The sequence below is a fragment of the Streptomyces sp. A1136 genome (assembly GCF_004795055.1).
Lineage (GTDB): Bacteria > Actinomycetota > Actinomycetes > Streptomycetales > Streptomycetaceae > Streptomyces.
On the sequence record NZ_SSBJ01000006.1, the window covers coordinates 143467 to 158924 of the forward strand.

Below are 15458 nucleotides of genomic sequence, written 5' to 3' on the forward strand. Positions count from 1 at the left end.
GGTCTGCGGCTGTGAGTGGACGAAACACAGCGTTGACGCCCCCGGCCGACGCCACGGCGCCGGTCCGGCACCCCGAGGCGCCCGCCCCCGGCGAACTCCTCGGCGCGCACTACGAGCACTGCTTCGGCTGCGGCGGGGGGCAGCCGCACGGGCTCCACCTGGAGGCCCGGGCCGGCGAGGGCGTGCGCGTCACCGCCGAGTTCACCGTCAAGCCCGCCCACCAGGGCGCGCCCGGTCTCGCGCACGGAGGCGTGCTCGCCACCGCCCTCGACGAGACGCTCGGTTCCCTGAACTGGCTGCTGCGCGTCATAGCGGTGACGGGGCGGTTGGAGACCGACTTCGTACGGCCGGTGCCCCTGGGCACCGTCCTGTACCTGGAGGCCGAGGTCACCGCCGTGGCCGGGCGGAAGATCTACTCCACCGCGGTCGGTCGAATAGGAGGGCCGCAAGGGCCCGTCGCCGTGCGCGCCGACGCCCTCTTCATCGAGGTGAAGGTCGACCACTTCATCGACAACGGACGGCCCGAGGAGATCCGGGCGGCAATGGCCGACCCGGACCAGGTCAGGCGCTCCCGCGCCTTCGAGGTGAACCCCTGATGTCTGAGAACAACCACGCCCCCGTCGACGTGCTGATCCGCCGCGTCGACCCCGAGGTGCCGCTGCCCTCCTACGGTCACCCCGGCGACGCGGGCTGCGACCTGGTGACCACCGAGGCCGCCGAGCTGGCTCCCGGCGAGCGGACCGTACTGCCCACCGGAGTGTCCATCGCCCTGCCCGACGGGTACGCCGCTTTCGTGCACCCGCGCTCGGGCCTGGCCGCGCGCTGCGGGCTCGCGCTCGTGAATGCCCCGGGGACGGTGGATGCCGGGTACCGTGGGGAAATCAAGGTGATCGTGGTCAATCTCGACCCGCGCGAGAGCGTCAGGTTCGAGCGTTTCGACCGCATTGCCCAGCTGGTTGTCCAGCGGGTCGAGAAGGTGCGCTTCCACGAGGTGGCGGAACTTCCCGGCTCGGCCCGGGCCGAGGGGGGTTTCGGCTCCACCGGCGGTCATGCGGCCGTGGCCGGATCCCGAGCTGGTCAGCAGGGTGGGAATGGCTACGCTTCGGTCGTAACCGACCGGGAAGGACAGTGACGTGTTCGGACGTCGCAAGAAGAACGACTCCGTCAAGGACGGCGGCGCGGCCGAGCAGGTCGTCGAGAACGAGCACGGCGATGAGCAGAACGACGCCGAGCGGATCGACGACGCCACGCCCCGCCGCGTGAACCTGCCGCCGGCGCCGCGGCCCGACGGCCCCTGGGACGTCTCCGAGGTGCCCGGCAAGCCGGAAGACGGCCGGGTCGACCTGGGCGGCATCCTCGTACCCGGTGTCGAGGGCATGGAGCTGCGCGTCGAGGTCGCCGGGGACGCGATCGTCGCCGCGACCGTCGTCCTGGGCGACAGCGCCGTGCAGCTGCAGGCCTTCGCGGCACCCAAGAAGGAAGGCATCTGGGGCGAGGTCCGCGACGAGATCGCGACGGGCATCACCCAGCAGGGCGGCATCATCGACGAGGTCGAGGGCCCCCTCGGCTGGGAGCTGCGCGCCCAGGTGCCGGTACCGCTGCCCGACGGGCAGACCGGCGCGCAGCTCGTGCGCTTCGTCGGCGTCGACGGCCCCCGCTGGTTCCTGCGCGGCGTCATCTCCGGCCAGGCCGCGGTGCGCCCCGAGTCGGGCGGTGTGCTGGAGCAGATCTTCCGGGACACGGTCGTCGTGCGCGGCGAAGGCCCCATGGCGCCCCGCGACCCGATCGTCCTCAAGCTCCCGAACGACGCGCAGATGGTGCCGGACGGCGTGCAGCCGGCCGGTGAGGCCGAGGGCTCCCGCTTCGGCGGCGACATGGGACAGCTGGAGCGCGGGCCGGAGATCACCGAGGTCCGCTGATCGTCCGCCGCTCCCGCGGTCTTCCTCTTCAAGGCCGGTGGGCCGTACCCCTCGCGGGTACGGCCCACCGGCGTTCCCGGGCGCGGCGGCCGCGTCAGGGATGCGTCAGGGATGCGTCAGGGATCGTCGCGCGGACCGCCCGTCGGACGGTCGGCGGCGGGAACGTCCCCGAGAATGGGCGCATGGGACGCGGCAAGCTACGGATATACCTCGGCGCGGCGCCCGGTGTGGGCAAGACGTACGCCATGCTCGCGGAGGGCCACCGCCGGGTCGAGCGGGGCGGCGACTGCGTCGTCGGCTTCGTCGAGCACCACGGCCGGCCGCGGACCGAGGCGATGCTCCACGGCTTGGAACAGGTGCCGCGGCGGGAGCTCTCCCACCGGGACGCCCCCTTCACCGAGATGGACGTGGACGCGCTCCTGGCCCGGCGGCCCGCGGTGGCACTGGTGGACGAGCTCGCGCACACGAACGTCCCCGGGTCGCGCAACGCCAAGCGTTGGCAGGACGTCGAGGAACTGCTCCGGGCCGGCATCGACGTCGTGTCGACGGTGAACATCCAGCACCTGGAGTCCCTCGGGGACGTGGTCGAGGCCATCACCGGGGTGCGGCAGCGCGAGACCGTGCCGGACGAGGTGGTGCGGCGGGCCGAGCAGATCGAGCTGGTCGACATGTCGCCCCAGGCGCTGCGCCGCCGGATGGCCCACGGCAACATATACAAGCCCGACAAGGTCGACGCGGCCCTGTCCAACTACTTCCGCCCCGGCAACCTCACCGCGCTGCGGGAGCTGGCCCTGCTCTGGGTGGCCGACCGGGCCGACGAGTACCTGCGGCAGTACCGGGGCGAGCACGACATCCGCTCCACCTGGCAGGCGCGCGAGCGGATCGTCGTGGGGCTCACCGGCGGGCCCGAGGGGCGGACCCTGATCCGGCGTGCCGCGCGCCTCGCCGAGAAGGGGGCGGGCGGGGAGGTGCTGGCCGTGTACATCGCGCGCAGCGACGGGCTGACCTCCGCCTCGCCCAAGGAGCTCGCCGTACAGCGGACCCTCGCGGAGGACCTTGGCGGAACGTTTCACCATGTCATCGGCGACAACATCCCCGAAGCCCTGCTGGAGTTCGCCCGCGGGGTCAACGCCACCCAGATCGTGCTCGGCTCCAGCCGGCGCAAGGCCTGGCAGTACGTGTTCGGGCCGGGCGTGGGCGCCACCGTGGCCCGCGACTCGGGGCCCGACCTGGACGTGCACATCGTCACCCACGACGAGGTCGCCAAGGGGCGCGGGCTGCCCGTCGTCCGCTCGGCCGCGCGGCTCGGCAGGACCCGCGTCCTCGCCGGCTGGGTGGTCGGGGTGGTCTTCCCCGCCCTGCTCACGGTGCTGCTCACGCATGTGGACGGCGACCCGGGCCTGGCCAACGACATGCTGTTGTTCCTCGCCCTGACCGTCGCCGCGGCCCTGCTCGGCGGCCTCCTGCCCGCACTGGCCTCGGCGGCCTTCGGCTCGCTGCTGCTGAACTACTACTTCGCGCCGCCGCTGCACCGCCTCACCATCTCCGACCCCAAGAACATCGTCGCCATCTCGGTGTTCTTCGGGGTGGCGGTGGCCGTCGCCTCCGTGGTGGACTCCGCCGCCCGGCGCACCCAGCAGGCCGCCCGGCTGCGCGCCGAATCCGAGATCCTGTCCTTCCTGGCCGGCAGCGTCCTGCGCGGGGAGACCACCTTGGACGCGCTGCTGGAGCGGGTGCGGGAGACCTTCGCCATGGAGTCGGTGGCGCTGCTGGAGCGCGCGGGCGAGGTCGAACCCTGGCAGCCGGCCGGCAGCGTCGGCCCCGGCCCGGTCACCCGGCCCGAGGACGCGGACGTGGACATGCCGATCGGCGACCACATGGCGCTGGCCCTGTCCGGACGGGTACTGCCCGCCGAGGACCGCCGGGTGCTGGGCGCCTTCGCCGCGCAGGCCGCCGTGGTGCTGGACCGGCAGCGGCTGGTCGGGGAGGCGGAGGAGGCCCGCAGGATGGCCGAGGGCAACCGGATCAGGACCGCGCTGCTCGCCGCCGTCAGCCACGACCTGCGCACCCCGCTGGCGTCCATCAAGGCGTCGGTGTCCTCGCTGCGGTCCGAGGACGTGGAGTGGTCGCCGGAGGACCGGGCCGAGCTGCTCGCGGGGATCGAGCACGGCGCCGACCGGCTCGACCACCTCGTGGGGAACCTGCTGGACATGTCCCGGCTCCAGACCGGCACCGTCACCCCGCTGATCCGGGAGATCGACCTCGACGAGGTGGTCCCGATGGCGCTGGGCGGCGTACCCGAGGACAGCGTGGCGCTGGACGTCCCGGAGACGCTGCCGATGGTCGCGGTGGACCCGGGGCTGCTGGAGCGGTCCGTGGCCAACGTGGTGGAGAACGCCGTCAAGTACAGCCCGCCGGGGCAGCCCGCGCTGGTCGCGGCGAGTTTCCTCGGTGACCGGGTCGAGGTACGGGTCGTGGACCGAGGGCCGGGGGTGCCGGACGAGGCCAAGGACCGGATCTTCGCCCCGTTCCAGCGGCACGGGGACGCGCCGCGCGGGGCGGGGGTCGGGCTCGGGCTCGCGGTGGCCCGCGGCTTCGCGGAGGCCATGGACGGAACCTTGACCGCGGAGGACACGCCGGGGGGCGGGCTCACGATGGTGCTGACCTTGCGGGCGGCGGCCGGGGGGACGGCGCGGGGGCCCGGCGGGGACGATCGCGTGGATCGGCCGGACGCCGCGGACCGCGTGGATCGGTCGGACGCCGCGGACCGCGTGGGTCGTCCGGACGCCGCGGACCGCGTGGACCCGGTGGATCGGGAAGATCGACCTGTTGATCCGTTCAATGTTCGCTCGATACGACAGAAGGCAGGCCCTCGATGACCCGAGTGCTCGTGGTGGACGACGAGCCCCAGATCGTCCGAGCCCTCGTGATCAACCTGAAGGCACGCAAGTACGAGGTCGACGCCGCCGGCGACGGCGCGCGCGCCCTGGAGCTCGCCGCCGCCCGCCACCCCGACGTGATCGTTCTCGACCTGGGCCTGCCCGACATGGACGGCGTCGAAGTGATCAAGGGACTGCGCGGCTGGACACGGGTCCCGATCCTGGTGCTCTCCGCCCGCCACAGCTCCGACGAGAAGGTCGAGGCCCTGGACGCGGGCGCCGACGACTACGTCACCAAGCCGTTCGGCATGGACGAGCTGCTCGCACGGCTGCGCGCCGCCGTCCGCCGGGCCGAGCCCCTCATGGGCGCGGGCGAGGACGAGGTGATCGTGGAGACCGAGGGCTTCACCGTCGACCTGGCCGCCAAGAAGGCCGTGCGCGGGGGACGTGACGTACGCCTGACGCCGACCGAGTGGCACCTGCTGGAGGTCCTGGTCCGCAACGGCGGGAAACTGGTCGGCCAGAAGCAGCTCCTCCAGGAGGTCTGGGGCCCTTCGTACGGGACGGAGACCAACTACCTGCGGGTCTACATGGCGCAGCTGCGCCGCAAGCTGGAGGCCGACCCCTCGCACCCGAGGCACTTCATCACCGAACCGGGCATGGGATACCGCTTCGAGAGGTAGCGGGCACGCCGGTACGCTTCCTGTATGAGTGCTGAACCGCGTCCCGAGAAGCCCGCGAAACCGGCCAGGCCGGCGGGCCGGTTCCGCCGGATGATAGAGCGTCTTTCCACCTCTCAGGAGGATCTGCATTCGGCGGAGCTGCAAGAGGACGCAGAAGCCGCGGGATGCACGCGGATCTGCGACTCCTACGACCGCGAGATAGTCAAGGTGACCGGTACGCTGCGGACCGTCACCCTGCGTCCGCGGGCCGGCGTCCCCGCCCTGGAGGCGGAGCTGTTCGACGGCTCGGCCGCGCTGGACGTGGTGTGGCTCGGGCGTCGCTCGATCGTGGGAATCGAGCCCGGGCGGCGCATGATCGCCTCCGGGCGCATCGCGATGAGTCATGGGCGCCGGGTCCTCTTCAACCCGAAGTACGAACTCCGACCGCTCGGACAGGAGCAGTAGCCGGTGACGTCACTCGACAAACCGAACATCCCCGCCCCGGACCCCGCCGACGAACAGAAGGCCGCGACGCAGGCCGCGCTCTTCGACGCGTTCGGCGGCATCCGCGGCACCGTGGAGACGATGCTCCCCGGCCTGCTCTTCGTGATGATCTACACGATCAACAAGAACGTGGTGATGTCCGCCATCGCGGCGGCCGTCGTCGCGGTCGCGCTGGTGATCGTGCGGCTGTTGCGCAAGGACACCGTCAAGCACGCGTTCAGCGGTGTGTTCGGGGTCGGCGTGGGCGTGGCCTTCGCCCTCTTCACGGGCACCGCGAAGGGGTTCTACCTGCCCGGAATGATCTACGGGGCGGGGCTGGGAGTGGCCTTCACGCTCTCGGCGCTGATCGGCTTCCCGCTGCTCGGCGTGATCCTCGGGCCGGTGTTCAAGGAGAACCTGTCCTGGCGCACCCGCAACCCCGGACGCAAGAAGGCGTACACCAAGGCGAGCCTGGCGTGGGGGATCATCTTCCTCGCCAAGTACGCGATCCTCTTCCCGCTGTACTGGTGGGGGGACGCGACCCAGCTCGGGTGGGTGCTGATCGCGCTGAAGCTGCCGCCGATGGTGCTCGCGGTGTACTTCACCTGGGTGTTCCTGGCGAAGGCGCCGCCGCCGATCGACGTCATCGCCGAGTACGAGGCCGAGGAGGCCGCCGAGAAGGCGGCGAAGGCCGCGGCGCGGGAACGCCGGGCCTGACCACGACGAGAGCCGGGCCTGACCACGACGAGAGCCGGGCCTGACCACGACGAAGGGGCCGCCGACCACGATGTGGTCGGCGGCCCCCTCGCGTGCGTACCGCGTCAGTGCCGGGCCTGGAGCAGCTCCTCCAGCTGCTCCTCGCGCGCCTGGGCGGCCACGAAGAGGAGCTCGTCACCCGGCTCCAGCGTCTCCTCGCCGTGCGGGGTGAGCACCCGGTTGCCCCGGATGATCGTGACCAGCGAGGTGTCCTCGGGCCAGCTGATCTCGCTGATCTGCGTGCCCGCGACCGAGGAGTCGGGCGGCAGGGTCAACTCGACGAGGTTGGCGTCGCCGTGGCTGAAGCGGAGCAGCCGCACCAGGTCGCCGACGCTGACGGCCTCCTCGACCAGGGCCGACATCAGGCGGGGCGTGGAGACCGCGACGTCGACGCCCCAGGACTCGTTGAAGAGCCACTCGTTCTTCGGGTTGTTGACCCGTGCCACGACCCGGGGGACCCCGTACTCGGTCTTGGCGAGCAGGGAGACCACCAGGTTGACCTTGTCGTCACCCGTGGCGGCGATGACCACGTTGCAGCGCTGGAGCGCGGCCTCGTCCAGCGAGGTGATCTCGCAGGCGTCGGCCAGCAGCCATTCGGCCTGCGGCACCCGCTCCACCGAGATGGCGGTCGGCGCCTTGTCGACGAGCAGCACCTCGTGGCCGTTCTCCAGCAGCTCGCCCGCGATGGAGCGGCCGACGGCGCCGGCTCCGGCGATCGCGACCCTCATGCGTGTGCCTCCTCGGGCCCCTGGGCGAAGACCGCCTCGACCTTCTCGATCTCGTCCGTGCGCATCATCACGTGGACGAGGTCGCCCTCCTGGAGGACCGTCTGCGACGTGGGCAGCATGGCCTCGCCCAACCGGGTGAGGAACGCCACGCGGACGCCCGTCTCCTCCTGGAGCGTGCTGACCTTGTGACCGATCCAGCTCGCCGAGGTGTGCACCTCGGCGAGCTGCACACCGCCGCTCGGGTCGCGCCACAGCGGTTCCGCGCCCGAGGGCAGCAGTCGGCGCAGCATCTGGTCGGCCGTCCACCGCACGGTCGCCACGGTCGGGATGCCCAGGCGCTGGTAGACCTCGGCGCGCTTGGGGTCGTAGATGCGGGCGGCGACGTTCTCGACGCCGAACATCTCCCGGGCCACGCGGGCGGCGATGATGTTGGAATTGTCACCGCTGCTGACGGCGGCGAAGGCGCCGGCCTCCTCGATGCCCGCCTCCCGCAGCGTGTCCTGATCGAAGCCGACCCCGGTCACGCGGCGACCGCCGAACGATGCCCCCAGTCGACGGAATGCGGTGGGGTCCTGGTCGACGACTGCGACCGTATGACCCTGCTGTTCCAGGGTCTGCGCAAGGGCGGAGCCCACCCTTCCGCAGCCCATGATGACGATGTGCACGGCCGTCCTTCCGGCTGACAGCGGCTCGCTGGTTACCAGCCTCATTGCATGCTCTGGCTAATCAGGGTCTCAGACCATGGCCCAAGCTACACACGGGCGGTCACCAGTGTGACCATTTGGGCTGCGGGCGGGGGCTCATTGGAGCGTGATTGCGCGCTGAAAGGGGCGGGGGGTTCGTCAGCCGGTTTTCGAACGCTTACGATCCTTGGCGTGTCCAAACTGACCGACGTGCCCAAACGGATCCTGATCGGCCGGGCGCTCCGCAGCGACCGCCTCGGAGAAACGCTCCTCCCCAAGCGGATCGCCCTACCTGTTTTCGCCTCGGACCCGCTCTCCTCGGTGGCGTACGCCCCGGGCGAGGTGCTGCTGGTCCTGTCGATCGCGGGCGTGTCGGCGTACCACTACAGCCCCTGGATCGCGCTGGCGGTCGTGGTGCTGATGTTCACCGTGGTCGCCTCCTACCGGCAGAACGTCCACGCCTACCCGAGCGGCGGCGGCGACTACGAGGTCGCCAACACGAACCTCGGGCCCAAGGCCGGTCTCACCGTGGCGAGCGCGCTCCTGGTCGACTACGTCCTGACCGTCGCCGTGTCGATCGCCTCCGGAGTGGAGAATCTCGGCTCCGCCATCCCCTTCGTCGTCGAGCACAAAGTGCTCTGCGCGATCGGGATGATCTTGCTTCTCACGCTGATGAATCTGCGCGGCATGAAGGAATCGGGGCGACTGTTCGCGATTCCCACGTATGTCTTCGTCGCGGGCGTATTCATCATGATCGCGTGGGGTGCCTGGCGGGGCCTCGTCCTCGACGAGACCATGAAGGCGCCCACCGCCGATTTCGAGATCAAGGCGGAGCACCAGGGACTGGCCGGTTTCGCGCTGGTCTTCCTGCTGCTGCGGGCCTTCTCCTCGGGCTGTGCCGCACTGACCGGCGTCGAGGCGATCAGCAACGGCGTGCCCGCGTTCCGCAAGCCCAAGAGCAAGAACGCCGCGACCACCCTCGCCCTGATGGGCGCGCTCGCCGTGACGATGTTCTGCGGAATCATCGGCCTGGCGATGGCGACCGACGTGAGGATGGCCGAGAAGCCCGCGACGGACCTGCTGCACAACGGCGTGGCGGTCGGACCGGAGTACGTGCAGAACCCGGTGATCTCCCAGGTCGCCGAAGCCGTCTTCGGCGACGGCAGCTTCCTGTTCATCGTGCTCGCCGCCGCCACCGCGCTCGTCCTGTTCCTGGCCGCCAACACGGCCTACAACGGCTTCCCGCTGCTGGGCTCGATCCTCGCCCAGGACCGCTACCTGCCCCGTCAGCTGCACACCCGCGGCGACCGGCTCGCCTTCTCCAACGGCATCGTGCTGCTGGCGGGCGCCGCCGTCCTGCTGATCTGGATCTACGGCGCGGACTCGACCAAGCTGATCCAGCTCTACATCGTCGGCGTCTTCGTCTCCTTCACCCTCAGCCAGACCGGCATGGTCCGGCACTGGAACCGGCACCTGAGGGCCGAGAAGGACCAGGCCGTGCGGCGTCGGATGTTCCGCTCCCGCGCGATCAACGCCTTCGGCGCCTTCTTCACCGGCCTGGTGCTGGTCGTGGTCCTCGCCACCAAGTTCACCCACGGTGCCTGGGTCGCCCTGCTGGGGATGCTGATCTTCTACGGCACCATGACCGCCATCCGCAAGCACTACGACCGCGTCGCCGACGAGATCGCCGCCGACGAGGGGCCGAGCGACGACAGCGTGCGGCCCTCGCGGGTCCACTCGATCGTGCTGGTCAGCAAGGTGCACAAGCCCACGCTGCGCGCCCTGGCCTTCGCCAAGCTGACCCGGTCCGACACCCTGGAGGCGCTCAGCATCAGCGTCGACGCGGCCGAGACCAAGGCGCTCAAGGCGGAGTGGGAGCGGCGCGGGATCAACGTACCGCTCAAGATCCTCGACTCCCCGTACCGCGAGATCACCCGGCCTGTGGTGGAGTACGTCAAGGGCCTGCGCAGCGAGAACCCGCGCGACGCGGTCAGCGTCTACATCCCGGAGTACGTCGTCGGCCGCTGGTACGAACACCTGCTGCACAACCAGAGCGCGCTGCGGCTCAAGGGCCGACTGCTGTTCACACCCGGCGTGATGGTCACCTCGGTGCCCTACCAGCTGGAATCCTCGGAGCTCGCGAAGAAGCGGGCGAAGAAGCGGCAGGAGTGGAACGCCCCCGGCGCCGTGCGCCGCGGCCCGGTGGACACCTCGCGGCCCAAGGACCGGGCGGGGAAGTAGCCGCCGGTCGGTCGGTGTGGCGAACGGCCGGACGAGATCCACGTAAACTGGTGGGTCGGTCGTCCGGCCGTTCCCGTTTTTATGTTTTGGAGTCTCCCCACCATGACCGAGCAGATCGAGAAGCAGTCACTGGTCGGGGAGGAGTACGAGGTCGAGGTCGGCCCCGTCGCGCACGGCGGCCACTGCATCGCCCGTACCTCCGAGGGCCGCGTCCTGTTCGTCCGGCACACCCTGCCCGGCGAGAAGGTCATCGCCCGGGTCACCGAGGGCGACATCGACTCCCGCTTCCTGCGCGCCGACGCCGTCACCGTCCTGGACGCCTCCAAGGACCGCGTCGAGGCGCCGTGCAAGTACGCCGGTCCCGGCAAGTGCGGCGGCTGCGACTGGCAGCACGCCAAGCCGGGCGCCCAGCGCCGGCTCAAGGGCGAGGTCGTGGCCGAGCAGCTCAAGCGGCTCGCCGGACTCACCCCGGAGGAGGCCGGCTGGGACGGCACGGTCATGCCGGCCGAGGGCGACAAGCTGCCGGCCGGACAGGTCCCGCAGTGGCGCACCCGGGTCCAGTTCGCCATCGACGAGGACGGCAACGCCGGCCTGCGCAAGCACCGCTCGCACGACATCGAGCTGATCGACCACTGCATGATCGCGGCCGTCGGTGTCGAGGAACTCGGCATCGAGAAGCAGGACTGGCCGCAGATGGAGACGGTCGAGGCCATCGCCGCCTCCGGCTCCGGCGACCGCCAGGTCGTCCTCACCCCGCGCCCGGGCGGCCGCCTGCCGCTCGTCGAGCTGGACAAGCCCGTCTCGGTGCTGCGGGTCGAGGAGAAGGACGGCGGGGTCCACCGCGTCCACGGCCGCCCCTTCGTGCGAGAGCGCGCGGACGGCCGTACGTACCGCGTGGGCATGGGCGGCTTCTGGCAGGTCCACCCGCAGGCCGCCGACACCCTGATCAAGGCCGTCATGCAGGGGCTGATGCCGCGCAAGGGCGAGATGGCGCTCGACCTCTACTGCGGCGTCGGCATCTTCGCGGGCGCGCTGGCGGAGCGGCTCGGCGAGACGGGCGCGGTGCTCGGCATCGAGTCCGGCAAGCGCGCGGTGGAGGACGCCCGGCACAACCTGGCGGACTTCCCCCGGGTCCGCATCGAGCAGGGCAAGGTGGACCAGGCCCTCCCGAAGACCGGCATCACCGAGTGCGACCTCGTCGTCCTCGACCCCCCGCGCGCGGGCGCCGGCAAGCAGACGGTCCGCCACATCGCCTCCCTCTCGGCCCGCCGCATCGCCTACGTCGCCTGCGACCCGGCGGCCCTGGCCCGCGACCTGGCGTACTTCGCGGAGGCCGGCTACAAGGTCCGCACGCTCCGCGTCTTCGACCTCTTCCCGATGACCCACCACGTGGAGTGCGTGGCGATCCTGGAGCCGGTCAACAAGGGCGCCTGATGCGAGCGGGTGATGTGCGCCATGGGCCCCTTGGTGCCGGGGGTGCGGCTTTGTGAAGTCGACGTTCGGACGTGACCCCCGGCCCGGCGAGCCGGGGAACGCCTGATGCTTCACACGAGTCCGTGTCCGGGCGTTCAGTCCTGCGCATGCTGCCGGCGATAGATCGGGCCCCTGCGGTCGGTGCATGCGAGGTTCACAAGAGCATGGTGCGGTGTAAATCAGCCAAGTCCCTTGGTCCCTGGCTGCGGTTCTGTGCGCTGCGGGACAATGGCGTCCGACGTCCGTTACCACCACCGCCCCGGAGCCTCGGCCGGACGGGTACAGCCCCTTCGCACACCTCACCGCGCCCAACGCCGCCGTCTACCGTCAGGTGATGCGGGCGTTCGTGATCGCCAAGGAGCGGTTCGCCGTACATCTGCGCCCCGAGGACGTACACGCCGCCCTGCCGGCCGACGGGCGACCCGCTGAGCTGGAGGTCCTGGTCAAGGCGCTGGACAGCCTCGTCGGCTGGGGCAATCTCCGCGCTGACCCCGACACCGCCCGCGACACCGCCGTCGAGGACTTCTACCGGAAGCGGTTCGTCTACCAGCTCACCCAGGACGAGAAGCTGCCGAGGAGGCGTTGGGCGTCTATGACGAGGCACTCGGGCGGCGCGGCGCTCTGCGGGCCGTCGCCCTGCACGACATCGTCACCCAGTTGCGCGCCCTCCTCGTACTGGCGGCCGAGGAACAGCCGGATCAGGTCAAAACGCACCCGGCACTTGACGCGCCGGTGAGTAGGTTCGCCGCACTCGCCGACAACGCCCGCGCCTTCATGGGGTCCTTGCAGAGGACCATCGACCTCCATGACGTCGAATAGGAAGTCTTCCTCGCCTACAAGGACCGGATCATCCACGGGGACTTCGACTGGGGCGGGCTCCGCATCGCCTCCGCATTGCTGCACCGTGTTCCCTGGCGGCCGTGGCGCTACACGGCGGTCGACTTCGCGCCGCGGCGGCTCTCGCGGGTCCCCACGCCCTGCCACTCGCCGGCCGGCCGGCCGAGGCTCCCTGGGACCCGGCCCTGACGCGGGCTCTCTTGGAACTGGGGGTGCGCGTCGAGGAGGAGGCGGTCCTCGACGTGTTACTGACCGACCTCGCGCGACGACGACCCGCATGTCGGGGCGAAGGCCTGTCATGTCGGCGTCAGCCCGTCGGTGGGCAGGGTCGCTCCGAACGGAGCGGGAGTCGCGAGCAGTTGAGGGAGACTGAAGACAGCAGGAATGCTGGAAAGATGACCGGTTTCACCGAGACGGGCCTGCGCGCGATCGCCGGCCCGCGCTCCTTCGCCAGGGCCCAGGACTATCTGGACGCCGTCACGGTCACCGAGATCGGTGACGGCTGGATCACCGCCACCGTGCACGGGACGCACCCCTACGCGGTGAAGTTGTCGCTCGACGGGGGCGAGAAGCCCTCGGGGGAGTGCGACTGCCCGTACGGCCTGGAGGGCAACTTCTGCAAGCACCTGGTCGCGGTCGGCCTGACCGCGCTCTCCCGCGCGGAGAGCCTTCCCAAACAGCGCACCCGGGCCCGGACCCGCGCCCGGGGCCTGGACGCGTGGCTGGCCGCGCTGTCCAGGGAGGAGCTGCTCGCGCTCGTACGGGAACAGCTCCGTGAGGAGCCGCAGTTGCGCCGCCGCCTGGAGTTGCGGGCCGCCGGCGCCCGCGGGGATCTCGACGAGGTCCGCGCCCGGGTCCGCGAGCTCCTCGACATCGGCCCGTTCGCCCGATACGGATACGTCGAGTACTCCGATGCCCACGCCTACGGCGAGCAGGCCGCGCAGGCCGTGTCGGCGATCACCGCGCTGACCGCCGTCGGTCGGCCCGCCGACGCGCTTGTCCTCTCGCGGGAGGCAATGCGTCTCCTGCACGCCGTACAGGAGAGCATCGACGACTCCGACGGGCGCCTCGGCGAGGTCGGAGCCGACCTCGCCCAAGCGCATCTGGACGCGTGCCGTGCGACGCGCCCCGACCCAGAGGAGCTCGCGGCCTGGCTGGTCGAGCACGTACTCGGTGACACGGACGACCTCACCGGCATCGACCCGCTCGACTACGAGGACGTCCTCGGCGCACGGGGGATGGCCACCGTACGGCGGCTGGCGGTCGAGGCATGGGGCGCGAACCGCTCGGGTTGGGCGGAGAAGTACCTCATGGAGCGTCTGGCCAAGGCGGGCGGCGATGTGGACGCGGTGGTCGCCGTCCATGCGGCCGACCTCGTTCCGGACGGCAGCACCCACCTGCTCATCGCCCGCGAACTGGACACCGCGGGCCGCCCCGACGAGGCCCTGCGCTGGGCGGAACGCGGCGTCGAGGAGGCCGAGGACCCTGCCTTCACCGCCACCGCTTTGATCGACTACCTGTGCGAGCGCCACTCTCGCGCCGGGCGGCTGCGGCAAGCCGTCGCCGTGCGCCGCGATCACTTCGCCGCCCGCCGCACCCTGGCCGCGTACCGGCAGCTGCGCACGGTGGCGCAGGCCGCCGGTCTCTGGGACGCCGAACGCGACACCGCCTTGGCCCTGCTGCGCGCCGATGCCGGACAGCGCACGCCGTACCGGTACGAGGGCCCGGTCCTGATCGACGCCCTCCTCGACGACGGTGACGTCGAAGCCGCCTGGCAGGCCGCCACCGAGACGGGTGCCGACGACCGGCAGTGGCTCACCCTCGCCGACCGGTCGCGCCCCGGCCGTCCAGCGGACGCGCTGCGCGTCTACCTGCGCCTGATCGAACCATTGTTGAAGGAGACGGGCAACGCCGTTTACGAGCAGGTGGCGAGCCTGCTCCTCGGCATGCGCGCCTGCCACCAACGCCTGCGTACCCAAGCCGATTTCATGGAATACGTCACCGCCCTGCGCGCCGCCCACAAGCGCAAGCGGAACCTGATGCGGCTCCTCGACGAGCACGGCCTGTGAGCCGGGCACCGGCCGACCCCGCGGGGAGGCCGTACAGGGCATCTGCGACCCGCCCGCCAGGTGTGGCAGCAGGGAAACGCTGCGCTTACACGGTGGCCGGCCGGGCGGAGGAGTGGATCAGCGACTGCGCGCAAGGGCGCGGGGGAACCGGTGCCTTCGGCGCCTGGCTCGACGTGGGCGGTGGCCGGCACATGACGTACGTGGGCCGGAGCCTGGGGGGTCAGGCGCGGAGGATCGAGGAGAGCCAGGGCGTGAGGGTCAGGGCCGGCACGCGTTCGCGGTAGGTCTCGTCGCCCGGGAGGGGGATGATGAGCCGGTAGCCCGGGGGAAAGCGACGGGCTTTCACGTGGGCCAAGCCGCTGTACACCGAGCGGAGGAACGCCGGCACCTGGTCGCGGGGGACGTCGTGGAACTCCACGCCGTCGACGGTGATCAGGGCGTCGTCGTCCGGATAGAGGCGGACGGACACCGTGGGCCGGCCGGCGAGGTCGACGAACGCCTCGTGAGGGAGGGAGCCGTCGGGGTCGGTCGCCTTGAAGAGCGCGGCCGAGGAACGGCGCGAAGTCTGGTCCGCGCCGATGTCGTGGGCGACGGTCATTGTGAGGCCGTAGGCGTCGGCGATCTCGCGCACGGCCGTGACGGCCGACTCCGTGCTGGGGAGCGGGGGATGGTCCATGGTCACCATGATCCCTCTTTCGGGCCGGTTCCGGGCGGGATGGGGAGGGCAA

At 71.1% G+C, this 15458-nt stretch carries 14 protein-coding genes and 2 pseudogenes; 13 read left to right on the plus strand and 3 right to left on the minus strand.

Features of this window, described 5'->3' with window-relative positions; genetic code table 11:
* Positions 1–11 precede the first annotated feature (11 nt).
* From E6R62_RS07960 to E6R62_RS07990, 7 genes are all read left to right on the plus strand, one after another.
* Positions 12–596 (plus strand): PaaI family thioesterase, encoded by a 585-nt coding sequence (locus E6R62_RS07960; protein ID WP_136212601.1) that lies wholly within the window; start codon positions 12–14, stop codon positions 594–596.
* Positions 596–1132, plus strand: coding sequence for a dUTP diphosphatase (gene dut, locus E6R62_RS07965; protein WP_136212602.1), 537 nt, complete (start codon positions 596–598; stop codon positions 1130–1132). The genes E6R62_RS07960 and dut overlap by 1 nt, the downstream gene beginning before the upstream one ends.
* Position 1133: 1 nt before the next feature.
* A complete protein-coding gene (locus tag E6R62_RS07970; protein WP_136212603.1) occupies positions 1134–1919 on the plus strand; it encodes a DUF3710 domain-containing protein in 786 nt (261 codons plus the stop codon).
* Positions 1920–2101: 182 nt separating this feature from the next.
* Positions 2102–4798, plus strand: a complete 2697-nt coding sequence (locus tag E6R62_RS07975; protein ID WP_136212604.1) for a sensor histidine kinase KdpD — start codon at positions 2102–2104, stop codon at positions 4796–4798.
* The gene (locus E6R62_RS07980; protein ID WP_136212605.1) at positions 4795–5481 is read left to right on the plus strand and encodes a response regulator; all 687 of its coding nucleotides are present in this window, start codon (positions 4795–4797) and stop codon (positions 5479–5481) included. Before E6R62_RS07975 ends, E6R62_RS07980 begins: the two co-directional genes overlap by 4 nt.
* 24 nt (positions 5482–5505) lie before the next feature.
* The gene (locus E6R62_RS07985) at positions 5506–5925 is read left to right on the plus strand and encodes an OB-fold nucleic acid binding domain-containing protein (protein ID WP_136212606.1); all 420 of its coding nucleotides are present in this window, start codon (positions 5506–5508) and stop codon (positions 5923–5925) included.
* Positions 5926–5928: 3 nt separating this feature from the next.
* Positions 5929–6660 carry a DUF3159 domain-containing protein gene (locus E6R62_RS07990; protein WP_136212607.1) on the plus strand — a complete coding sequence of 244 codons (732 nt, stop codon included), beginning with the start codon at positions 5929–5931 and terminating at the stop codon, positions 6658–6660.
* Between the two features lie 104 nt (positions 6661–6764).
* Here the strand turns inward: E6R62_RS07990 and E6R62_RS07995 are convergent, their stop codons facing one another.
* Complete coding sequence (locus E6R62_RS07995) at positions 6765–7427, minus strand: TrkA family potassium uptake protein (protein ID WP_136212608.1); 663 nt, start codon at positions 7425–7427, stop codon at positions 6765–6767.
* Positions 7424–8092, minus strand: a complete 669-nt coding sequence (locus E6R62_RS08000; RefSeq protein ID WP_136212609.1) for a TrkA family potassium uptake protein — start codon at positions 8090–8092, stop codon at positions 7424–7426. The genes E6R62_RS07995 and E6R62_RS08000 overlap by 4 nt, the downstream gene beginning before the upstream one ends.
* Before the next feature lie 210 nt (positions 8093–8302).
* Here E6R62_RS08000 and E6R62_RS08005 point away from each other — a divergent pair, with 210 nt between their 5' ends.
* The 6 genes and pseudogenes from E6R62_RS08005 (at position 8303) to E6R62_RS08025 (ending at position 14730) form a co-directional block, all read left to right on the plus strand.
* A complete protein-coding gene (locus E6R62_RS08005; protein WP_136212610.1) occupies positions 8303–10351 on the plus strand; it encodes an APC family permease in 2049 nt (682 codons plus the stop codon).
* Positions 10352–10453: 102 nt separating this feature from the next.
* Positions 10454–11785, plus strand: coding sequence for a class I SAM-dependent RNA methyltransferase (locus E6R62_RS08010; protein ID WP_136212611.1), 1332 nt, complete (start codon positions 10454–10456; stop codon positions 11783–11785).
* A gap of 373 nt (positions 11786–12158) precedes the next feature.
* Positions 12159–12323 (plus strand): annotated as a pseudogene (locus E6R62_RS41700) (DUF2397 family protein); the annotation flags it as partial.
* An 83-nt stretch (positions 12324–12406) separates the two neighbouring features.
* Entirely contained in the window at positions 12407–12643 is a 237-nt protein-coding gene (locus tag E6R62_RS41705) for a DUF2397 family protein (protein ID WP_276615547.1), read from the plus strand.
* 101 nt (positions 12644–12744) lie between these two features.
* Positions 12745–12861 (plus strand): annotated as a pseudogene (locus E6R62_RS40735) (hypothetical protein); the annotation flags it as partial.
* A 195-nt stretch (positions 12862–13056) separates the two neighbouring features.
* The gene (locus E6R62_RS08025) at positions 13057–14730 is read left to right on the plus strand and encodes an SWIM zinc finger domain-containing protein (RefSeq protein WP_136212612.1); all 1674 of its coding nucleotides are present in this window, start codon (positions 13057–13059) and stop codon (positions 14728–14730) included.
* Between the two features lie 220 nt (positions 14731–14950).
* On the opposite strand, the gene E6R62_RS08030 is transcribed toward E6R62_RS08025, so the two are convergent.
* On the minus strand, positions 14951–15406 hold the full coding sequence (locus tag E6R62_RS08030) for a hypothetical protein (protein WP_136212613.1): 456 nt from the start codon (positions 15404–15406) through the stop codon (positions 14951–14953).
* Positions 15407–15458: the final 52 nt, after the last annotated feature.

Coding starts and splice junctions, on each gene's coding strand:
- E6R62_RS08010 (WP_136212611.1), top strand. CDS start 10,454: ATGACCGAGCAGATCGAGAAGCAGTCACTGGTCGGGGAGGAGTACGAG.
- dut (WP_136212602.1), top strand. CDS start 596: ATGTCTGAGAACAACCACGCCCCCGTCGACGTGCTGATCCGCCGCGTC.
- E6R62_RS07980 (WP_136212605.1), top strand. CDS start 4,795: ATGACCCGAGTGCTCGTGGTGGACGACGAGCCCCAGATCGTCCGAGCC.
- E6R62_RS08025 (WP_136212612.1), top strand. CDS start 13,057: ATGACCGGTTTCACCGAGACGGGCCTGCGCGCGATCGCCGGCCCGCGC.
- E6R62_RS07995 (WP_136212608.1), bottom strand. CDS start 7,427: ATGAGGGTCGCGATCGCCGGAGCCGGCGCCGTCGGCCGCTCCATCGCG.
- E6R62_RS07975 (WP_136212604.1), top strand. CDS start 2,102: ATGGGACGCGGCAAGCTACGGATATACCTCGGCGCGGCGCCCGGTGTG.
- E6R62_RS08030 (WP_136212613.1), bottom strand. CDS start 15,406: ATGGACCATCCCCCGCTCCCCAGCACGGAGTCGGCCGTCACGGCCGTG.
- E6R62_RS07985 (WP_136212606.1), top strand. CDS start 5,506: ATGAGTGCTGAACCGCGTCCCGAGAAGCCCGCGAAACCGGCCAGGCCG.